A 19,137-nucleotide genomic window follows, 5' to 3' on the forward strand; every position below is an offset into this window, starting at 1 on the left:
GAGAGGCTATGCGTTACAAAATAGTATATATGGGTACCCCACACTATGCCAAAGAGATATTGGCGACATTGATTGAAGCCGAGGATATGGATGTAAGTCTCGTACTTACACAGCCGGACAGACCGGTAGGTCGTAAGAAGGTATTGACCCCTCCGCCTGTGAAAGTGCTGGCAGAGGAACATAGTATAGAGGTACTACAACCAAACAGACTGAGTGAGGAAGGGATCGTTGAGGCTATCACGGCACATAAGCCTGACTTTATCGTCGTTGCGGCATTCGGACAGCTCTTGCCAAAATCTGTTCTGGATATTGCTCCGTGTATCAATCTGCATGCTTCACTCCTGCCACGATACAGAGGTGCAAGTCCGGTTCAACAGTCACTGCTTAACGGGGATAAGGTAACGGGTGTCACCTCCATGCTTATGGAAGAGGGATTGGATACCGGACCGATGCTCGAGAAGATAGAGTTTGAGATCCCTGAGGATATGAGACTGCATGCTCTGATGCAGCAGCTGACTGATGATGCCTGCGAACTGACACTCTCAACGATCAGAAAATTTAATGAAATTACGCCTGAAGAACAAAATGAGTCTGAAGCAACACTATGCAAGAAGATCAGGAAAGCCGATGGTGAAGTAGATTTCACAGATGCTGAACTCCTCTATAACAAATACCGTGCTTTTGAAGGATGGCCGGGGATATTTGCAGGTAACGGAACGAAGTTTGATGATCTGACATTGGTTGAGTGTGATAAAGAACATCAGGCCTTTGAACTCTTGGCTCTTGAAGAGGAGAGTGTCATTGTAGGATGCGGCAGAGGGTCAGTGAAGATCGGTACGATACAGCCGGCATCCAAAAAGGCAGTATCAGCAAAAGCATACTGTGTAGGAAGGGGGATCAAAGTTGGAGATCCTATCCTTTGATCTGCTTCCTTCAACGCAGACGTATCTTGTCGACGCGCTTCATTCCGGGAGAGTAAAACCTCCTTGTGCAGTGATCGCAGGCGAGCAGAGTGCCGGTATCGGCAGCCGCGACAATGAATGGCGTGGCGGAAAAGGCAATTTCTTTGCCTCTATCGCTATCTCTATGGATCAGCTTCCTTCTGATCTGCCTTTAAGTTCAGCCTCTATCTACTTTTCCTATATCATGAAACAGGTACTCTTGGAATATCATGAAAATATATGGTTGAAATGGCCCAATGATTTCTATCTAAATGATGAAAAAGTGGGTGGTACTATCACAAAAAAAGTAGATCAAACCTTAGTCTGCGGAATTGGAATAAATTTAAAAAATGAACAAAATGGTTACAAGGCCCTTGGTATCGATATCGAGCCAGAATTATTACTGGAAAAGTACATTTCTGCACTGAAAAAATTTCCCGAATGGAAGCAGATATTTAGAGAGTATCAGGTAGAATTTGAATTAAGTAGGAAGTTTTCTGTCCATATAGAAAACCTTAAGAAGAGCCTCTCAGACGCTACGTTGGAGGAAGACGGCTCACTATTAATTCATGGAATGAAGGTGTATAGTTTACGATGAGTGAAGTAATAAGTATTGCCAATCAAAAAGGTGGTGTTGGAAAAACTACCACTGCTGTAAATCTAGCAGCTTCGTTGGCAAAAAAAGGTAAAAAAGTCCTTCTTATCGATATTGATCCGCAGTCGAATGCAACAACCAGTTTGGGGTTTTCCAGAGGAGATTACGAATTCAATGTCTATCATGTATTGATCGGAAGTAAAAAGTTCTCAGAGGTGATCCTGAAAACTGAAATAAAAAAACTCCATATCGTACCTTCAAATATCGGTTTGGTCGGTATCGAAAAAGAGTTTTACTCTCCAAAGAAGAAGAACAGGGAATTGATCCTGAAAGAGAAGATCAAGGAGATCGCGGATAGATATGATTATATCATTATCGATTCACCGCCTGCACTTGGTCCTATCACGATCAATGCGCTCTCTGCATCAGATTCAGTGATCATTCCAATACAATGTGAATTTTTTGCACTGGAAGGGCTTGCTCAGTTGCTGAATACTGTGAGTCTATTGAAAAAAACGATCAATCCCAAGCTTAAGATCAAGGGATTCCTGCCAACGATGTTCTCCAGTCAGAATAATCTTTCAAAGCAGGTGCTGGCAGATCTATCGCATCATTTTAAAGACAAACTCTTCCATATCAAGAAGAGTAAAGAGTGTATCGTGATCCCTCGTAATGTCAAAGTGGCCGAATCACCGAGTTTTGGTCAACCGGTAACAGAATATGCTTCTAGTTCAAAGGGTTCAGTCGCTTATAGTGAATTGGCAAACGTTATTATCAGGAATTAATCATGGCATTAGGAAGAGGATTGGGGGATATACTCTCGGAAGTAGAGGAGGCATATGCCAAGGACTTGAGTTCAATTGACAGTTCAGAGCTTGAAGCGCAAGGTGCAAGAGTTGCAGAGATTGATGTCTCTTCTATCTCTCCAAACCCGTTTCAGCCCCGTAAACACTTCGATGAAAAAGCACTTCAGGAGTTAAGTGATTCTATCAGAGAACACGGATTGCTTCAGCCGATTGTTGTCATTGAAAAGGGTGATGACTATATGCTTATCGCCGGTGAACGGCGTCTACGTGCACATAAACTTGCTAATCTCTCTTCGGTTAAAGCAATTATCGCTGATGTGGATATCGATGAGATCAGGTTACGTGAACTTGCACTGATAGAAAATATTCAAAGAGAAAACCTCAATCCGATAGAACTGGCAAACTCTTATGCCGAGTTGATCGAAGTCCATGGTATCAGACATGAAGATTTGAGTGATATCGTACACAAAAGCCGTTCTCAGATCACCAATACAATGCGTCTTTTGACACTGAGCGAGTATGCAAAAGATCAGCTGGCAGAAGGCAATATCTCTCAAGGGCATGCTAAAGTACTGGTAGGTCTGGATGCACCAAAGCAAAAAGTCATTATAGACAGTATTGTCGGTCAGAAACTCTCAGTCAGAGAGGCTGAAAATATAGTAAAAAACTATAAAAATGATAATAGTTCCCAATCAAAAAAAGTACCCAAAATATCACTTTTGGACGAGTACAAAGAGGCGCTAAATGCCGTCCTGCCTTTTAAACACAAGGTCAAATCAAAAAGTGTAGAGATTAGTTTCACTTCAGCTGAAGAAATAGAAAACTTTTTATCAATCCTCAAAAAAGCATAATATTTAACCCTCTTCTCATGTGCTAAATGGTAAAATAGCGCGAAATTACATGAGGAGTTTGAATGCTTGACCTACATTTACCGTTAATGTTGTTTGTCCTGGTACTGTTCATCACCCTTCTTGTTCTTTTAAATAATATGCTATTTCAACCGCTGATTAAGTTCATGGATGATAGAGATGACTCGATAGCAAAAGATTTGGAAGCAGCAAAAGGTTTGAGCGGCAATACCGATGAACTTAACGCTAAAGCAAATGAGATTCTTAGCAATGCTAAAGCGGAAGCAGCGGCGATAAGACAGAAAGCAATCGATGATGAAAAGGCATTGGCTGCAAGTAAAGTTGAAACTAAACAGAGTGAGCTTGAACAAGAGTATGCAAGTTTTGTTGAAAAACTGGCTAGCAATAGAGAAGAGCTTAAGAACTCACTTCTATCACAGATGCCTCTTTTCAAAGAGAGCCTAAAAGCTAAGTTTAGCAAACTATAGGAGGAATGACAGAGATGAAAAAATTGGCACTATACGCTTTGTTTTTGGTTCCGGCTGTTGTTCTTGCATCAAGTGGGAATGCCGGTGAGAGTCATTATTTCCAGATCACTGGTAGAGAGACAGACTTTGTACCAAGATTGGTAAACTTTATTATTTTTGTAGGGTTGCTTTACTATCTATTGGCAAACCCTATCAAGAATTTCTTTAAGGGCAGACAAGCGGGGATCGAGTCTCAACTTAAAGAGATCGAAGAGAAGCTACAAGCAGCAAAAGATGAGAAAAAAGAGGCTGAAGAGCGTGTTGATGAAGCTGAAGCCAGAGCTCTTCAGATCATCGAAGATGCAAAAAAAGAAGCTGTGGTTCTTGCGGAAGGGATTGCTCGTGCCAACGAGACAGAACTTGCGGCAATAGAAAAGCAGTTTGAAGAGAAACTTACTTTAGAAGAGAAAAAATCTGCTAGAGAAGTGATCGATGAAGTTCTTGGTGAAAGCATCACAAACGACGAGATCATGATTGGTGAGTCCAAAGTGGTTGAAATCGTGAAGAAGAAGGTGGCATAATGGAAGAACTAATTGCTAGAAGATATGCACAGGCACTTACAGCAGTAAGTAAAGATGTAGCAGCAGATGCAGCTCTACTTAGTACTTTATCAGAAGCAATCAACAATAAAGAAGTGATGACAGCATTGACATCACCGATTATTACTTCTGAGAAGAAGACAGATATGGTGTTAAATGCAGTAGGCGAGAATGCGAATACAGCGATGAAAAACTTCATCAAGATTCTTGGCGAGAACAAAAGACTGGATCTGATTCCTGTAGTATCTAAAGTATTGAACAAAGAGCTTCAAAAAGAATCTAATCAGTATGAAGGTGTAGTAAAAAGTGCAAATCCTCTGGATGCTGCTGCTTTGGCTGACCTTGAAGAGACACTACAAAAGTATACAGGTGCTACAGTCAAATTGGCTCAAGAAAAGTCTGATTTGGACGGTATCCGTGTTGCAGTAGATGATTTGGGTATTGAGGTAAACTTCTCTAAGCAGAGAGTTAAAGAACAACTGATTGATTTCATCAAGAAATCATTGTAGTTATCAAATAGAAAGGAGTAGCAGTGGCAAACAAATTGCAAGCAGATGAGATTAGTTCGATCATCAAAGAGAGAATTGAGAACTTTGAGATTGATGTTGATATCAACGAAGTAGGTAAAGTAGTAGGTATCGCTGACGGTATCGCGACAGTATATGGTCTTAACAACTGTATGTCTGGTGAAGTAGTTGAATTTGAAAACGGTGCAAGAGGTCTTGTACTAAACCTTGAAGAGTCAAGTGTTGGTGTTGTTGTACTTGGTAAAAGTGCAGGGATCAAAGAGGGTATGAGCGTAAAAAGAGAAGGTCAACTTCTTAAAACTCCGGTAGGTGATGCACTTCTTGGTAGAGTAGTGAACCCACTTGGTGAAGCTATGGACGGTAAAGGTGCGATTGAAGCAGCTGAAGAGAGATTTATCGAAGAAAAAGCACCGGGGATCATGGCTAGAAAATCTGTACATGAGCCACTTCAAACTGGTATCAAATCAATCGATGCACTTGTACCGGTAGGTAGAGGACAGAGAGAGCTTATCATCGGTGACAGACAGACTGGTAAAACGACACTTGCGATCGATACAATCATCAATCAAAAAGGTCAAGATGTAGTATGTATCTATGTTGCGATCGGTCAAAAACAATCAACTGTTGCAGCAACTGTGAAAAAACTTGAAGAGCATGGTGCAATGGATTATACTATTGTAGTGAATGCTGGTGCAGCTGACTCTTCTGCATCTCAGTTCCTTGCACCTTACGCCGGTGTAACAATGGCTGAGTACTTCAGAGATAACGGTAGACATGCGGTAATTTTCTATGATGACCTTTCTAAGCATGCAGTTGCATACAGAGAGATGTCTTTGATCCTTAGAAGACCTCCGGGCCGTGAAGCATATCCAGGGGATGTTTTCTATCTACACTCAAGACTTCTTGAAAGAGCTGCAAAATTGAATGATGATCTTGGTGCGGGTTCAATCACTGCATTCCCAATCATTGAAACACAAGCGGGTGACGTTGCGGCATATATCCCAACAAACGTTATCTCTATCACAGATGGTCAGATCTTCCTTGAAACAGACCTCTTTAACTCTGGTATCAGACCGGCGATCAACGTAGGTCTTTCTGTATCAAGAGTTGGTGGTGCTGCACAGATCAAAGCGACTAAGCAGGTTTCAGGAACACTTAGACTTGACCTTGCTTCATTTAGAGAGCTTCAAGCATTTGCTCAGTTCGCTTCTGACCTTGATGACCACACAAGAGCACAGCTTGAGCGTGGACAAAGAATGGTAGAAGTTCTTAAGCAAGGGCCATATGCTCCAGTAGCGATCGAAAAACAAGTCGTAATCATCTTCGCAGGTGCTAACGGATTCTTGGATGATATTCCGGTATCTTCTGTTGTTAAATTCGAAGCTGAGTTGATGCCGTTTATGGATGCGAAGTACTCTAACATCCTTGAAAGCATTAGAAACGAAAAGAAAATCTCTGATGATGCTGATGCAGAGTTGAGAAAAGCGTTAGAAGATTTCAAAGCATCTTTTCAAGCGTAAGAAAGGCTAATTATGGCTAATTTAAAAGATATCAAGCGTAAGATTTCGAGTGTAAAGAACACTCAGAAAACGACTCGCGCGATGAAGCTTGTCTCTTCTGCTAAATTGAGAAGAACAGAAGAACTGGCAAAAAGATCTAGAGTCTATGCAAACAAACTGACTGAGCTTCTCAATGAGATCGCTCAGAAGTTGCAGAAGAACAATGTAGATGGTCTTGACAATGTTTACTTTAAAGATGCAAGTGATCCAAAAGTAGTCGACATTGTATTTATCTCTGCAGACAAAGGTCTTTGTGGCGGCTTCAACGCACAGACGTTAAAAAGAGTGAATCAACTTCTTTCTGACTACAAAGCTCAGAATGTAAAAGTACGTCTTAGAGGCGTGGGAAGAAAAGGGATTGATTACTTTAAGTTCAACAATGTTGATCTGTTGAATGAAGTGGTTGGTCTTAGTTCCGCACCTAACTATCAGGATGCAGCAGCGCTTATTAATGAGATTGCTGATTCTTATGTAAAAGGTGAAACTGACAAGATCGTTATGGTTCACAACGGATACGTGAATATGATCACTCAGGAAGTTAGACAGTCTCAGGTTCTACCTGTAGATCCTTCAACATTGAAGCTTGATCAAGTATCAACTTCTGAGCTTGAAGTAGAGCCTGATGAAGATGATACACTGCTTGAAGCATTGGTGAAGCGTTATGTAGAGTATACCATGTATTACTCACTGATCGATTCATTGGCGGCTGAACACTCTGCACGTATGCAGGCGATGGATGCAGCAACGAACAATGCAAAAGAGATGGTTAAGACTTTGAATGTTAAATACAACAAAGCTAGACAAGAAGCGATTACTACTGAGCTCATCGAGATCATCAGTGGTATGGAATCAATGAAATAAGAAATAAGAGGAGAAGTAATGACAGGTAAAATCGTACAGGTCTTGGGTCCGGTTATCGATGTGGATTTCACAGACTACCTACCAGAGATTAATGAAGCGTTAGAAACATACTTTATGCTTGACGGTAAAGAGCAAAAGTTGGTATTGGAAGTTGCAGCACAACTTGGTGATAACAGAGTTAGAACAATTGCAATGGACATGAGTGAAGGTTGTGTAAGAGGTCAGGAAGTTAAAGCTACCGGTGATGCGATTAAAGTACCGGTTGGTGAAGAAGTTCTTGGACGTATCTTCAACGTTGTCGGTGATGCAATCGATGATGCCGGTGATGTTGAAGCAAAACAATACTGGTCAATCCATAGAGATCCACCGGCATTTGAAGAGCAAAGTACAAAAACAGAAGTATTCGAAACTGGTATTAAAGTTGTTGACCTTCTCGCTCCATACTCAAAAGGTGGTAAAGTAGGTCTATTCGGTGGTGCGGGTGTTGGTAAAACAGTCATCATCATGGAGCTTATCAACAACGTTGCTATGAAACACAGCGGTTACTCTGTATTCGCAGGTGTTGGTGAAAGAACACGTGAAGGTAACGACCTTTACCATGAAATGAAAGAGTCAAACGTACTTGACAAAGTTGCACTGTGCTACGGTCAGATGAGTGAGCCTCCGGGAGCAAGAAACAGAATCGCATTGACTGGTCTTACAATGGCTGAGTACTTCAGAGATGAGATGGGTCTTGATGTACTTATGTTCATCGACAACATCTTTAGATTTGCTCAATCAGGTTCTGAGATGTCAGCACTTCTTGGACGTATCCCTTCAGCAGTTGGTTACCAACCGACTCTAAGTAGAGAGATGGGTGCACTTCAAGAGCGTATTACATCTACTACTAAAGGTTCTATTACTTCTGTACAGGCTGTATACGTACCGGCGGATGACCTTACTGACCCGGCTCCGGCTTCAGTATTTGCTCACCTTGATGCAACAACAGTACTTAACAGATCGATTGCTGAAAAAGGTATCTACCCGGCAGTTGACCCACTAGATTCAACTTCAAGAATGCTTGACCCGCAAATTATCGGTGAAGAGCACTATGCGGTTGCAACTGGTGTACAGCAGATCCTTCAAAAGTATAAAGATCTTCAAGATATCATCGCGATTCTTGGTATGGATGAGCTTTCTGAAGATGATAAACTTGTTGTACAAAGAGCAAGAAAGATCGAGAAGTACCTATCTCAGCCGTTCCACGTTGCTGAAGTATTTACTGGATCTCCTGGTGTTTATGTTACACTTGCAGATACTATCGAAGGGTTCAAAGGACTTATCGAAGGTAAATACGACGAGATGAACGAAGCTGCATTCTACATGGTAGGAAATATGGCAGAGGCGATCGAGAAAAACGACAAGATCAACGCTAAGTAATCCTTAGCGCTTGTCTACTAAAGGATTATCATGGAACTTATGAAGCTTGAGATCGTTACGCCAAACGGTGTAATCTTTGATGCTGAAGTAAAGCAAGTTACTTTACCTGGTAGTGAAGGTGAATTCGGTGTCTTGGCACACCATGCAACTTTGGTTTCACTACTGGAAGCAGGTGTAATCGTAATCGAAAAAGCAGATTCAAGTGAAGTAGCAGTAGCTATCAACTCTGGATATGTAAAAGTTGATGAAGAGAAAACTACATGTATCGTTGACGGTGCAGTGGCACTCTCAGGTGAAGACACTGATCTTGCAAAAGCACTTGAAGATGCGAAAGCGTTGCTCAAAAGTGCAGAGTCTTCTAATACGGCTATCGCTTCTGCGGTTAGCAAAGTTGAACAATTAGCGAAGACTTTATAACAGTGAGCTCTCTTCTTACTTATTTCTTAGAAAGCAGTGCAATTACAATCTTTGTACTGCTTTTGCTTTCAGCATATTTTATAGCAACATTTTGGGTCTTTTTGGACCGCTATTACATGTTGACCAAACGTATAGCTGTTGAGGGTAAATCTCTCAAAGCACTTTACACCGGACAATCAAACAGTGTACATGCTACATCACTTATCTATACCTATTTATCTCGTGTAAACAAACCTAACAAAGCGATACTTGAAGCGGCATCATCCGATGCAGTACGTGTTTCAACAAAGGGCTTGACCATTCTTTCGATCATTGCATCGACTTCACCGTTTATCGGTCTGTTTGGTACAGTAGTCGGTATTCTTGAAACATTCACAAACCTTGGCAGTCAAAACAGTGCCTCTTTAAGTGTTGTTGCTCCCGCTATCTCGGAAGCATTGATCGCTACTGCTGCGGGAATTGCTGTAGCTATTTTTGCTTATACATTTCATCTTATTTTGAAGCGTAAAGCGTATGAACTCTCATCTCTTCTCTCCTCTCAGGCGGAAGTGATACTCTCACAGGTCAGCGGGGAGTAGAAAATGTTTCAATGGGATGAAGATCCGGACTTGAACATTACTCCTTTGGTTGATGTGATGCTGGTACTGATGGCTATTTTGATGGTGACCGCACCTACGATCACCTTCCAGGAACAGATCACTCTTCCTCAAGGCTCTAAAACTGTAAAGGTAGAAAAACCAAAAACATTGACTATCCGTATGGATAGAGATCAAAAGATCTATCTTGGGAAGGACACCTACAAGCTGGATACCTTTGCTGATGATTTTGTCAACCAGTCGGCTAAGATGGATAAAAACTCTGAAGTCTATATCCGTGCCGATGAACGCTTAACATATAAAAATGTGATGTATCTGCTTAAGACAGTGAAAGCTGCTGGATTTGAGAAGGTATCTTTAATTACCCTATGAATGAGAACAGACTACCCAAGTATTTGACCGGTTCAATCGCCTTTGGGATTTACTTTATTGTGATCGGTCTGTTGATCTACTATTTCAATACCAAAACCCGGCAAGAGAGTAAACACTTCGTTAAGAAAAATGAAGCACGTATCCAGGTGGCCCTCTCCAACCCTGAAAAAAAGAAAAGCAACAAACCAAAACCTAAAAACCAGTCAAGTGAAAAGCCAAAACCTAAACCTAAGCCTGTTCCCAAACCAAAGCCTAAAGCTACGCCCAAAGAGTCGGTAAAAAAACCTCAAGAGCAAAAGAGAGTGATCAAAGAGAAGGTGGTTAAAGAGGTTAAGAAGGCGCCGAAGAAAAAAGAGGTGAAGCCTACTCCGCCCAAAAAGGTCAATAAGCCAAAAAGTCTTTTTGCCAATGTCAGCTCCAGTAAGCCTAAAGTTCCGTCTAAGGAAAAAGTGAAGCCTGCACCGGTCAAGCCTAAAATGGATATCGTCAAGGTCAAAGAGAAAAGCAGTGCAGCAGAACTTGTTTCCAGTTCATTGAAAAATCAGAAAACACTTGATAGGGGAGTGGAGAATGCCTATCTTGCCAAGATCGAAGAGAAACTGAAAGGCTGGCCTGCACAGAGTGACTATGTCGGGGAGAAGGCAAGAGTGATGATAGAAGTAGAACCTTCGGGAAGATTTACATTTAAAGTGATCTCCGCTTCGAACATTCCGGAGTTCAATGAGGGACTAGATGCCTATCTGAAACAGCTTCAACTTTTTGGCTTTGGACCACATAAAGGAAATAGGGCCTATAAACTCGATGTTGAGTTTATCGCTACGGAATAGTGATTTGATTGTAGAAGTGAGAGTATTTCAGCTATGCACTTCGTAGAGAGGACATTGGTCGATAATATCCCTTAACTCATGATAGGCTATCCCATGGGTTTTGGCGACCGGTGCATTGGTGACAAATCCTCCTGCGACATTGACTCCGCTATAGATAGCATCATCCTGTTTAACCGCTTCACGCCATCCCAGATCGGCAATGCGTTTGGCATACTTGACCGTTGCATTGGCGAGTGCCTGTGTAGAGGTCAGGGGGTAGCTTCCGGGGATGTTGGCTACACAGTAGTGCAGTACGCCATCCATTTCAAATACCGGCTCCTCATGCGTGGTCGGTCTTGAGGTTTCGATGCATCCGCCCTGATCGATGGAGACATCTACTATGATAGATCCTTTTTTAAACAAAGAGAGCATCTCTTTTGTGATGAGTTTGGGAGCACGTTCACCCGTGATGTAGACAGCCCCTATGACGATGTCGACGGTAGGCAGTATCTTTTCAAGAGTGTAGCGGTTGGAGTAGATCGTAGAGATGTTTTCAGGGAGTGTCTCTTCCAGGTTGGACATGGCACTTCTGTTCCTTCCCATGATCAGGACATCGGCACCCATGCCTGCAGCCACTTTGGCTGCACTTTTGGCTACTGTACCGCTGCCGATGATGAGTACTTTTGCCGGTGCAACTCCGGTAGCTCCGCTGATGAGTACGCCGCTTCCTTGGGTATGTGCAGAGAGAAAGTAACTTGCCACAAGAGGGGCTACCTCTCCTGCGATCTGACTCATCGGGTCTAGTAGGGGGAGCCTGTTTTCTTCCTGGAGTGTTTCATAAGCGATGGCGATGACCTGCTTCTCCTGCAGTACTCTGGTAAGGTCAGGTACCGGTGCAAGATGGAGATAGGTAAAGAGTATCTGCGCGGGCCTTAAAAGATCATACTCCTCAGGCTGGGGTTCTTTGACCTTGATGATCATTTCACACTGATCATAGATCTCTTTGGCACTTTCGAGAACTATCGCGCCGGCTTCCCTGTAGTCAGCGTCATCAAAACCGCTTTTTTCTCCTGCACCCTTTTGGATATAGACCTCATGGCCGCTCGCTCTCAGCTGCTCGACCCCCGAAGGGATCATCCCTACGCGATACTCTCGGGTCTTGACCTCTCTGGGTATCCCGATCTTCATCTTATTTGGCTTCAGTTACGAGAGTTCTGGCGATAGGATTGGCTCTTAGACGCTCAACGGGGATCGGCTTGGCACTCTCTTCACAGATGCCGTAGGTTTCGTCTTTGATCTTTGAAAGGGCATGATAGATCTCTCTGAGCTCGGTAGTTTGCTTTTCCAGGAGCAGACGGTCATTGTCATTGAGTGTCTCCAGTGAAGCCAGGTCTTCCATATCATTGATCGTATCATCACTGCTGACATCGATTAACTCCTCTTTAAGCTCCTCGATATTCTTCTGGACATGTTGCAATCTCTCATTGAGCAGTGTTTCAAATTCTTTAAAGTTCAGATCTTCTCTTTTTTTCATGCGGTACTCCTTTCTTTTTTTAGATCAATCTCTAGGGGATTCCTCTTTTACTTCTGTCCACTCATCAAGTGCTGAGGGGAAGTTCTCCAATTCATTTTCGAAACGGTCCCACGCAATATAATCCGTGTCAAAGGTTGCAACATCAGTCGCTGCTGTCTCGGCACTCTCATACTCTCCGAGCCTCTCCTCTTCTATCCAGAGCTCATATCTTAAATGTCCGACCTGTCTGATCTCAAATATTCCGATGGGTGAGTTATAACGATAAGCATGCATCTTTTTCTCCTTCTATACTCTTATGATATCATAAGAAGAGCCAAAAAAGTAATAAAGATAAAATCTTTGAGTCCTCTCATTTATGCAATTTTCTGAAGCCCGCAGATGCTATAATAAAAATAATAAGGTATCCTTAAAAAACGTGAAATCAGAGGATACTGAAATCTTCTAAAAGAGAGTGCATGAGTAAAACTATAGCGTATCAGGGAGTAGCGGGTGCCTATTCGGAACAAGCTTGCAAAAATGCCTATCCTGAGTATAAGACAATCGCATGTGATACCTTTCAAGAAGCGATGTGGATGGTGGAAGAGGGGGATGCCGATCTTGCAATGATCCCGCTTGAGAACTCAACTGCGGGAAGGGTGGAAGAGATCTACAGATTGATCCCAAAGATCTCCCTGCATGTTATAGGAGAGCATTTCGAACCGGTCGTACATTGTCTTTTGGCGCTGAAGGGAGCAAAGGCTGATGCGCTGAAGTCTGTTGCTTCCCATCCACAGGCATTGGCACAGTGTCACAATCACATTCTGGAGCTTGGACTGAGAGCAGAAGCTAAATTTGATACTGCAGGTTCAGCCAAGGAGCTTTCTCTCTCAGGGAATAAGCAGAGTGCGGCTATTGCATCGAAGTTGGCGGCCAAGATTTATGATCTTCAGATCATCAAAGAACACTTTGAAGATATGCACGGCAACACGACACGTTTTTTCATCCTTTCACGGGATAAACAGATACCGCACTATGATCCGTCAAAACGCTACATCACTTCGCTCCTCTTCCAGGTCAAAAACATTCCTGCTGCACTCTATAAAGTACTGGGAGGATTTGCGACTAACGGTATCAATCTTCTCAAGATCGAGAGTTATATGGGGGCGCAACAGGTAAAGGGAAGCCAGTTCCATATCGATATCGATGGACATAGTGATGCGGAGGCCATGAAGTTGGCACTCAGTGAGTTGGCCTTTTTTGCTGAAGATGTACGTATCCTTGGAGTCTATGAGAGTCATCGAAAAGGAGACCGGGTCAGCTAACGTAAGAGAGATCATTTTGCAACACGAAACCGGTCGTCTCAAAGGTCTGAAAAGAGAGGTTTCTCTTTCCTTCACAGGAGTAAGATTTTCACTCTGATTTTTTAATGCGTATATTAACCTTTGCTTGATACAATATCTGCACGATATTAAAACTCAAGGGACGTTCGTGAGACAATGGTTACTTCTATTGACAGTACTGTTTACTACAAACCTTTTGGCTGTGGATGCGACACTCAAGATCGAGAAAGATGTTGAGCAGCGTGCACGCATTGCATTGGTAGACGGGTCACAACAACACAACAAGCAATTTTCTGATATCTTACTCTCTGATCTGAAGATATCAGGACACTTTCTAGCCGACGGCAAAATAGATCAGGGTAGTTTCAGTGGTGGGTTTATTGATCCGAAGCTTAAAGGTCAGGACTATGTACTTAAATACAAGTTACTGACAGGGGGCGGAACAAAACTCTATATCCGTCTGCTTAGAGCGTCTGACGGGATGCAGCTCTATAAAAAATCTTATGCTATTCCGGGTACGGCAAAGATGCCGTTTGTCGCGCATAAAGCGGTGAGTGATATCAACAGGTACCTCAAGTACCCTGATATCTCATGGATCAACCGTTATGTCGTCTTTACCCGTTACACGGGGGCACAAAAGAGTGAGATCGTACTGGCGGACTATACGTTTAACTATCAAAAACCTATTATACGAGGAGGATTGAATGTCTTTCCAAAGTGGGCAGACAGTAAACAGAGAAGCCTTTACTATACCTCATACAAAGGGATGTTGCCTACGCTGTACAAAATCAACATCTATACAGGGCAAAAGAGCAAAATCTTAACGTCAGAAGGGATGCTTGTCTGTTCGGATGTCAGTAAAGACTACTCGAAACTTCTTCTTACGATGGCCCCGCATGGACATGCTGATATCTATGAACTGGATCTCTCTTCGGGTGCTAAAAAGAGGGTGACGAAGTTTAACGGGATCGATGTAAGCGGGAAATATGTGGATGATGAGAAGAGTATTGTGTTTGTCTCCAACAGATTGGGGTATGCGAATGTCTTCAGGAAGTCTATCGGTACCGCTGCGGTCTCTCCTGTCGTCTATCATGGACGCAACAACAATGCATGCGATACGTTTGATGGGAAGGTGGTTTATTCAAGCAGAGAATCATCGAATAGTTTCGGACGGAACAAGTTCAATCTCTACCTGACCTCTTCACATGGAGGAGATACCAGACCTTTGACAACGACAGGAACCAACCAGTTCCCGAGATTTTCAGAGGATGGTTCGGTCGTGCTTTATATCAAACAGAGTGAGAGGGGGAGTGCCGTAGGTTATATCAACCTTGCCAGCTCTCAAAGTTTGTTATTTCCAATAAGTATTAATAAAATACAATCAATCGATTGGTAAAAAGGATAAATAATGGTTAAAAAAATAGGTTTTACTGTGGTTTCTCTACTGCTTTTTGCAGGATGTGCGCAAAACACTCCGGATATAGGAGGCAATGTGTCAGACTCCAATGAGATCGCCCCGGATACAGTGACAATCGATGAGAGTAATATGGTAGAGGATGGGTCCGGTATACGTTATAACAGCAGTAGTGACGGTTTTGTGAGTATCTACTTTGACTTTGACGGGTATAACATCGTACCATCTATGGAGAACAGGATGGCACATAATGCCGCTAAAGTAGAAAACAGCGGCGGGAGCAAAGTGAAATTGGAAGGTAACTGTGATGAGTTCGGTACAGATGAGTACAATTATGCGCTTGGACTAAAGCGTGCCAAAGCAGTAAAGGATGCACTTGCAGACAAAGGTGTGAATACCTCCAATGTGGTCATGGTAAGCTTTGGAGAGAGCAGTCCTGTATGTAGTAACTCATCAGATGAGTGCTATGCACAAAATAGAAGAGTTGATCTCAGATTGGTGAAATAGTAAATGTTAAAGCGTTTGATACCTTTTTGCATCTTTATGGTTGTAGGCGGCACCGTCGTCTATGCAGAGCCATCTGTATATGGAACAGACAGTGAAGAATTTCAGCGAATGTATGAGGCGGATGTCTCTGCGGATGTCTCTGCGGATGTCTCTGCACCTGTTTCTACCTCTCCCCTGACAGCCGCACCGCAGCAGCCGGCAACCCTTGCCTCTCTAAGGCGTCAGGTAGAAAGACAAAATGAGAGAATCGATGGTCTTACTACACTGGTAGAAGGTTTGAGTGCACAGCTTTTTGAACTTCAGCAACAAAGAGGGGGTGTCTCCTCTGCATCAGGTACAGACAATAGTGAACTGCTCCAAAAGCTTGCAGCTATGATCGATAAGATCAATCGCAACTATGTCAGTAAAGAGGAGCTGGAGCAGATACTTGCCGGGATGAACGGGAAGAGCGCTCCAAAGAGCAAGAAAGCGAAAGCATCAACCGATCAGAAAGTATCGCTTGAGGGCAAAGAGAATGCATCACTCTATACAGAAGGTGTCAGACTTTTTGGTAAAAAGCAGTATAATGAAGCAAAAGAGAGATTTGTGATCACTGACCAGAAAGGATATAAGCCTGCAGCATCCAACTACTATCTGGGTGAGATCGCTTACTATACCAAAGCGTATGAGGATGCGATCTTCTACTATAAAAAGAGTGCAGGATTGTATGATAAGGCAAGTTATATCGATGTATTGTTGCTCCATACAGGTATCTCACTGGAAAAGACAGGCCAAAAAGATCAAGCAAAACTTTTTTATCAGAATATCGTCGAGAACTACAGCGGACACAGATCTGCACAAATTGCGAAAGATAAACTGAAAAAACTCTAGGAGGAGAGGATGAGGTATAGTATACTGATCGTTATATCTCTCTGTACTCTTCTTTCTGCGGAGCATACGCCACCCCGTGGTAATGCGACATTCCCCATATCCAAAACTTCATTTAAACTTATGACTAAAGACGGTTTCAAAATAGTTGATCTGAAAGGAGAGAAAATCGTCGTTGTTTCTGTTAGAGAGCCTGGAAGTGACGGACGTTTTTATGCCATTAATGAAGAGGGGAATATATGGAAGACAGGTCCTGTTACTTCAGGGGCTGAGAAGTACCGAAGCCCCTCAGGGATATTTACGATCTTTCAAAAAAAGAGATTTCATATGTCTAATGCCTATCCTGATCCCAGCGGCGTGAACAATATGGATTATATGATGAAGTTTACCCGTTTTGGACATGCGTTGCATAAAGGGAGTGTCGACTGGATGTCTCATGGCTGTATCCATATCGATCCCAAAGATGTTGTAGAACTGTTTGACTGGACAGATTACCGCACCAAAGTAGTCGTCACCAGACACAGTTATATCCCTTTTGCCGTAAAAGATCTGCAGGCGACAGACAAGGCTGCTATATTTCCTTTCAATATTCTGGATGAATTTTTCTCTGCAAACTAGCCGTCTATAAGATCTCTGGCGTATTTTTAGGGGGTATTTTCCATTAAGCCTCAGTAAAGTTTGCTTAGTTACAATACAACAAAATTTAATTTTAGGAATTTTTATGACAATTACAAATGAAAATTGCGTCGTAGGTATCGAATACGAAGTAAAAGAAGCAGGTACAACAGAAGTTGTAGACAGTAACAAAGGTGGACAGCCACTAGAGTTCATCATTGGTAAGGGACAGATCATTCCTGGTCTTGAAAATGCACTTGTCGGTATGAAAAAAGATGAGAGCGGAGATATCTTGGTAAAAGCTGCAGATGCGTATGGTGAAGTAAACCCTGAAGCACAGCAGACACTACCAAGAGATCAGTTTGAAGGTATCGATCTTGCTGAAGGTATGACGCTTTACGGTCAAGGTGAAGGCGGACAGACAGTACAGGTAACTGTAAAGTCTTTCAATGACAATGAAGTAAACATCGACTTCAACCACCCACTTGCAGGAAAAGATCTTATGTTCTCAGTAAAAGTATTGAGTGCAAGAGAAGCGACTGAAGATGAGCAGGCTACAGGTGTTGTAGGCGGTCACTCACACGGTAACGGAAGCTGTGGATCAGGATGTGGTTGTCACTAAGATCAACCTCTCTACACCTGCCGAACGGTAGGTGTACCTCTCTTCCCTCATATATTTATAAATCCCCTTTTTCACCTTATCGCATATAATACCGCACTCTGTATTCTGGCCATGTGATCTGCTGGATTAAGATGAGCAGTACGATCTATAGATAGATTTTTGGTACCAGAGTATCAGAAGTGATACCCTAGTTGAAAGATAATATTGTCGACTTTGACGTCAGGGTTGTTGATAGGAATCTCATTCGCTTCCTGGTAGATATACTTGAGGTGGAGATCGATCTTTTCAAAATGTCTGCCGATACCGACCATATAGGTCTTGTCAAACTCCATGGCATGGTGCTGGATACGCATCCCCTCATCCATAACGGCAAAGACCCTTTTCCCGAAAAATGCACCTGCACCGATATGGTAGTCCTGGTAATGCACGTGCATTTTAACTCCCGGTGTCAAGTAATCGCTTTTTGCATTGGTGCTGAAAGCGTTACTCTCTTTATCCTGCAGATGTTGGTATTTAGCGATGATTGTAGCATCCGCCTTGATATCTTCCCACGCATGTTTAAAGGTATACTTGATATCGGTCTGATAGACATTGAAGTGCTTGTAGTCACTGAAGTACTGTGTGAGTCCGAAGGCACGGTATCGGTACCCCAGACCGTAAATCCTTCCGCCATCTGTCTCTTTCATCAGGTTGTCATCGATGTTGAGGAAGCTTGCACTTACAGACTGAGCCTGATCATAGCGGTGTGTATATTTCAGCGCATATTTATTGACCTTCAGGTCTTCTGTAAGTGGCGGCTGGAAGGTTTCGGTATGGGTTCTCTCTGCTCTTAGCTGGTAGGTATCATTGTTATGGTTGTGCTTGACGCAGATGCCGTAGCGTTTCCCTTCATCTTTCTTTTTTGAGTTTTCAAAGTCAAGCAGTTCGTAGCTTAGGGTCAGTGTCGTCTCCTCTGCTGAACTCAGCATAGGTAAAAGCATAGCAAGCAGTAGTATAATTTTTTGTTTCATAGTGTGTTCCTTATGTGTCGTTCTTGTGATATAAAAGTGTTAAAAAATAAAAAATGATCGACAGAGAGGGGGTGCTGTTGCGTTAAATCCTTTACTGACAGGGGTTGAGAGGTACTGTTGATCCTGCTCCTCTTCAGGCATATAGGGCGCAACAGCGGGAAGTTGCAGGTCCGATTTTGGAAGATCACTGCTTGGAAAGTGCTTTACAAGGAGGCAGACGTCACATTCGTGGTCGTGTCCCGGCTCTTCAACATGCATATGTGTTGCATTAAGATAAGCAGAAGTCAGATAGATAAAGAGTAGAATTTTAAGCAGTAACGATCTGATCTTTTGCCTCCCAAAGTGAATTCGCGTCGAATCATAGCACTTCAAATCTTTTTTTTCTATAAATTTGACTTGATTATAGTAAATATAATAAGATAAAATAGCCGCAAGG

25 protein-coding genes are annotated in these 19,137 nt (G+C 42.7%); 20 read left to right on the forward strand and 5 right to left on the reverse strand.

The window, feature by feature from the left end:
• Positions 1-8: 8 nt before the first annotated feature.
• From fmt to AC4JOV_RS03235, 14 genes are all read left to right on the forward strand, one after another.
• Positions 9-923: a methionyl-tRNA formyltransferase gene (gene fmt / locus AC4JOV_RS03170; protein ID WP_229936594.1), complete on the forward strand. Its 915-nt coding sequence runs from the start codon at positions 9-11 to the stop codon at positions 921-923.
• On the forward strand, positions 904-1,539 hold the full coding sequence (locus AC4JOV_RS03175) for a biotin--[acetyl-CoA-carboxylase] ligase (RefSeq protein WP_229936593.1): 636 nt from the start codon (positions 904-906) through the stop codon (positions 1,537-1,539). Before fmt ends, AC4JOV_RS03175 begins: the two co-directional genes overlap by 20 nt.
• Positions 1,536-2,321 carry a ParA family protein gene (locus AC4JOV_RS03180; RefSeq protein WP_229936592.1) on the forward strand — a complete coding sequence of 262 codons (786 nt, stop codon included), beginning with the start codon at positions 1,536-1,538 and terminating at the stop codon, positions 2,319-2,321. Before AC4JOV_RS03175 ends, AC4JOV_RS03180 begins: the two co-directional genes overlap by 4 nt.
• A 2-nt stretch (positions 2,322-2,323) precedes the next feature.
• A complete protein-coding gene (locus AC4JOV_RS03185) occupies positions 2,324-3,193 on the forward strand; it encodes a ParB/RepB/Spo0J family partition protein (RefSeq protein WP_229936591.1) in 870 nt (289 codons plus the stop codon).
• Positions 3,194-3,255: 62 nt separating this feature from the next.
• Entirely contained in the window at positions 3,256-3,678 is a 423-nt protein-coding gene (locus AC4JOV_RS03190; RefSeq protein ID WP_229936590.1) for a FoF1 ATP synthase subunit B', read from the forward strand.
• Positions 3,679-3,692: 14 nt separating this feature from the next.
• The gene (locus AC4JOV_RS03195) at positions 3,693-4,238 is read left to right on the forward strand and encodes a F0F1 ATP synthase subunit B family protein (protein ID WP_229936589.1); all 546 of its coding nucleotides are present in this window, start codon (positions 3,693-3,695) and stop codon (positions 4,236-4,238) included.
• Entirely contained in the window at positions 4,238-4,765 is a 528-nt protein-coding gene (locus tag AC4JOV_RS03200) for a F0F1 ATP synthase subunit delta (RefSeq protein ID WP_229936588.1), read from the forward strand. The genes AC4JOV_RS03195 and AC4JOV_RS03200 overlap by 1 nt, the downstream gene beginning before the upstream one ends.
• Positions 4,766-4,788: 23 nt before the next feature.
• Positions 4,789-6,303: a F0F1 ATP synthase subunit alpha gene (gene atpA, locus AC4JOV_RS03205; protein WP_229936587.1), complete on the forward strand. Its 1,515-nt coding sequence runs from the start codon at positions 4,789-4,791 to the stop codon at positions 6,301-6,303.
• A gap of 12 nt (positions 6,304-6,315) precedes the next feature.
• The gene (gene atpG, locus AC4JOV_RS03210) at positions 6,316-7,203 is read left to right on the forward strand and encodes an ATP synthase F1 subunit gamma (RefSeq protein ID WP_229936586.1); all 888 of its coding nucleotides are present in this window, start codon (positions 6,316-6,318) and stop codon (positions 7,201-7,203) included.
• An 18-nt stretch (positions 7,204-7,221) separates the two neighbouring features.
• Complete coding sequence (atpD, locus tag AC4JOV_RS03215) at positions 7,222-8,622, forward strand: F0F1 ATP synthase subunit beta (RefSeq protein WP_229936585.1); 1,401 nt, start codon at positions 7,222-7,224, stop codon at positions 8,620-8,622.
• A gap of 30 nt (positions 8,623-8,652) precedes the next feature.
• On the forward strand, positions 8,653-9,039 hold the full coding sequence (gene atpC, locus AC4JOV_RS03220) for an ATP synthase F1 subunit epsilon (protein WP_229936584.1): 387 nt from the start codon (positions 8,653-8,655) through the stop codon (positions 9,037-9,039).
• Positions 9,040-9,155: 116 nt separating this feature from the next.
• The gene (locus tag AC4JOV_RS03225) at positions 9,156-9,617 is read left to right on the forward strand and encodes a MotA/TolQ/ExbB proton channel family protein (RefSeq protein ID WP_318532946.1); all 462 of its coding nucleotides are present in this window, start codon (positions 9,156-9,158) and stop codon (positions 9,615-9,617) included.
• A gap of 3 nt (positions 9,618-9,620) precedes the next feature.
• Complete coding sequence (locus tag AC4JOV_RS03230; protein WP_229936582.1) at positions 9,621-10,007, forward strand: biopolymer transporter ExbD; 387 nt, start codon at positions 9,621-9,623, stop codon at positions 10,005-10,007.
• Complete coding sequence (locus tag AC4JOV_RS03235; RefSeq protein WP_229936581.1) at positions 10,004-10,834, forward strand: TonB C-terminal domain-containing protein; 831 nt, start codon at positions 10,004-10,006, stop codon at positions 10,832-10,834. Before AC4JOV_RS03230 ends, AC4JOV_RS03235 begins: the two co-directional genes overlap by 4 nt.
• A gap of 27 nt (positions 10,835-10,861) precedes the next feature.
• Here AC4JOV_RS03235 and ald read toward each other — a convergent pair whose 3' ends face one another.
• From ald to AC4JOV_RS03250, 3 genes are read right to left on the reverse strand one after another with little or no spacing between them, the layout of a single operon-like run.
• Positions 10,862-12,001, reverse strand: coding sequence for an alanine dehydrogenase (gene ald, locus AC4JOV_RS03240; RefSeq protein ID WP_229936580.1), 1,140 nt, complete (start codon positions 11,999-12,001; stop codon positions 10,862-10,864).
• A 1-nt stretch (position 12,002) separates the two neighbouring features.
• On the reverse strand, positions 12,003-12,347 hold the full coding sequence (locus tag AC4JOV_RS03245) for a TraR/DksA family transcriptional regulator (protein ID WP_229936579.1): 345 nt from the start codon (positions 12,345-12,347) through the stop codon (positions 12,003-12,005).
• Positions 12,348-12,371: 24 nt separating this feature from the next.
• Complete coding sequence (locus tag AC4JOV_RS03250) at positions 12,372-12,620, reverse strand: hypothetical protein (protein ID WP_229936578.1); 249 nt, start codon at positions 12,618-12,620, stop codon at positions 12,372-12,374.
• A gap of 182 nt (positions 12,621-12,802) precedes the next feature.
• On the opposite strand from AC4JOV_RS03250, the gene AC4JOV_RS03255 reads away from it, so the two are divergent.
• The 6 genes from AC4JOV_RS03255 to AC4JOV_RS03280 all read left to right on the forward strand — a co-directional run bounded on the left by AC4JOV_RS03255 (position 12,803) and on the right by AC4JOV_RS03280 (position 17,691).
• Positions 12,803-13,648 carry a prephenate dehydratase gene (locus AC4JOV_RS03255; protein WP_229936577.1) on the forward strand — a complete coding sequence of 282 codons (846 nt, stop codon included), beginning with the start codon at positions 12,803-12,805 and terminating at the stop codon, positions 13,646-13,648.
• Between the two features lie 166 nt (positions 13,649-13,814).
• Positions 13,815-15,062: a Tol-Pal system protein TolB gene (gene tolB / locus AC4JOV_RS03260; protein ID WP_229936576.1), complete on the forward strand. Its 1,248-nt coding sequence runs from the start codon at positions 13,815-13,817 to the stop codon at positions 15,060-15,062.
• Between the two features lie 12 nt (positions 15,063-15,074).
• Positions 15,075-15,587 (forward strand): OmpA family protein, encoded by a 513-nt coding sequence (locus AC4JOV_RS03265; protein WP_229936575.1) that lies wholly within the window; start codon positions 15,075-15,077, stop codon positions 15,585-15,587.
• A gap of 3 nt (positions 15,588-15,590) precedes the next feature.
• A complete protein-coding gene (locus AC4JOV_RS03270; protein WP_229936574.1) occupies positions 15,591-16,457 on the forward strand; it encodes a tetratricopeptide repeat protein in 867 nt (288 codons plus the stop codon).
• A 9-nt stretch (positions 16,458-16,466) separates the two neighbouring features.
• Positions 16,467-17,072, forward strand: coding sequence for a L,D-transpeptidase (locus AC4JOV_RS03275; protein ID WP_229936573.1), 606 nt, complete (start codon positions 16,467-16,469; stop codon positions 17,070-17,072).
• A gap of 103 nt (positions 17,073-17,175) precedes the next feature.
• Positions 17,176-17,691 (forward strand): FKBP-type peptidyl-prolyl cis-trans isomerase, encoded by a 516-nt coding sequence (locus AC4JOV_RS03280; RefSeq protein ID WP_229936572.1) that lies wholly within the window; start codon positions 17,176-17,178, stop codon positions 17,689-17,691.
• A gap of 173 nt (positions 17,692-17,864) precedes the next feature.
• On the opposite strand, the gene AC4JOV_RS03285 is transcribed toward AC4JOV_RS03280, so the two are convergent.
• Both AC4JOV_RS03285 and AC4JOV_RS03290 read right to left on the reverse strand, forming a co-directional pair.
• Entirely contained in the window at positions 17,865-18,701 is an 837-nt protein-coding gene (locus AC4JOV_RS03285; protein WP_229936571.1) for a hypothetical protein, read from the reverse strand.
• Between the two features lie 39 nt (positions 18,702-18,740).
• Positions 18,741-19,073 (reverse strand): hypothetical protein, encoded by a 333-nt coding sequence (locus AC4JOV_RS03290; protein ID WP_491522179.1) that lies wholly within the window; start codon positions 19,071-19,073, stop codon positions 18,741-18,743.
• Positions 19,074-19,137 lie beyond the last annotated feature (64 nt).

The sequence above is a fragment of the Sulfurovum sp. MH2-6 genome (genome assembly GCF_058374785.1).

Bases quoted from the DNA above. Each gene is read 5' to 3' on its own strand.
- ald (WP_229936580.1), bottom strand. From the start codon at position 12,001: ATGAAGATCGGGATACCCAGAGAGGTCAAGACCCGAGAGTATCGCGTA.
- AC4JOV_RS03190 (WP_229936590.1), top strand. From the start codon at position 3,256: ATGCTTGACCTACATTTACCGTTAATGTTGTTTGTCCTGGTACTGTTC.
- AC4JOV_RS03270 (WP_229936574.1), top strand. From the start codon at position 15,591: ATGTTAAAGCGTTTGATACCTTTTTGCATCTTTATGGTTGTAGGCGGC.
- atpG (WP_229936586.1), top strand. From the start codon at position 6,316: ATGGCTAATTTAAAAGATATCAAGCGTAAGATTTCGAGTGTAAAGAAC.
- AC4JOV_RS03245 (WP_229936579.1), bottom strand. From the start codon at position 12,347: ATGAAAAAAAGAGAAGATCTGAACTTTAAAGAATTTGAAACACTGCTC.
- fmt (WP_229936594.1), top strand. From the start codon at position 9: ATGCGTTACAAAATAGTATATATGGGTACCCCACACTATGCCAAAGAG.
- AC4JOV_RS03285 (WP_229936571.1), bottom strand. From the start codon at position 18,701: ATGAAACAAAAAATTATACTACTGCTTGCTATGCTTTTACCTATGCTG.
- atpD (WP_229936585.1), top strand. From the start codon at position 7,222: ATGACAGGTAAAATCGTACAGGTCTTGGGTCCGGTTATCGATGTGGAT.
- AC4JOV_RS03225 (WP_318532946.1), top strand. From the start codon at position 9,156: ATGTTGACCAAACGTATAGCTGTTGAGGGTAAATCTCTCAAAGCACTT.
- atpC (WP_229936584.1), top strand. From the start codon at position 8,653: ATGGAACTTATGAAGCTTGAGATCGTTACGCCAAACGGTGTAATCTTT.
- AC4JOV_RS03185 (WP_229936591.1), top strand. From the start codon at position 2,324: ATGGCATTAGGAAGAGGATTGGGGGATATACTCTCGGAAGTAGAGGAG.
- AC4JOV_RS03235 (WP_229936581.1), top strand. From the start codon at position 10,004: ATGAATGAGAACAGACTACCCAAGTATTTGACCGGTTCAATCGCCTTT.
- AC4JOV_RS03275 (WP_229936573.1), top strand. From the start codon at position 16,467: ATGAGGTATAGTATACTGATCGTTATATCTCTCTGTACTCTTCTTTCT.
- AC4JOV_RS03255 (WP_229936577.1), top strand. From the start codon at position 12,803: ATGAGTAAAACTATAGCGTATCAGGGAGTAGCGGGTGCCTATTCGGAA.
- AC4JOV_RS03265 (WP_229936575.1), top strand. From the start codon at position 15,075: ATGGTTAAAAAAATAGGTTTTACTGTGGTTTCTCTACTGCTTTTTGCA.
- AC4JOV_RS03200 (WP_229936588.1), top strand. From the start codon at position 4,238: ATGGAAGAACTAATTGCTAGAAGATATGCACAGGCACTTACAGCAGTA.
- AC4JOV_RS03195 (WP_229936589.1), top strand. From the start codon at position 3,693: ATGAAAAAATTGGCACTATACGCTTTGTTTTTGGTTCCGGCTGTTGTT.
- AC4JOV_RS03250 (WP_229936578.1), bottom strand. From the start codon at position 12,620: ATGCATGCTTATCGTTATAACTCACCCATCGGAATATTTGAGATCAGA.
- AC4JOV_RS03280 (WP_229936572.1), top strand. From the start codon at position 17,176: ATGACAATTACAAATGAAAATTGCGTCGTAGGTATCGAATACGAAGTA.
- AC4JOV_RS03180 (WP_229936592.1), top strand. From the start codon at position 1,536: ATGAGTGAAGTAATAAGTATTGCCAATCAAAAAGGTGGTGTTGGAAAA.
- AC4JOV_RS03230 (WP_229936582.1), top strand. From the start codon at position 9,621: ATGTTTCAATGGGATGAAGATCCGGACTTGAACATTACTCCTTTGGTT.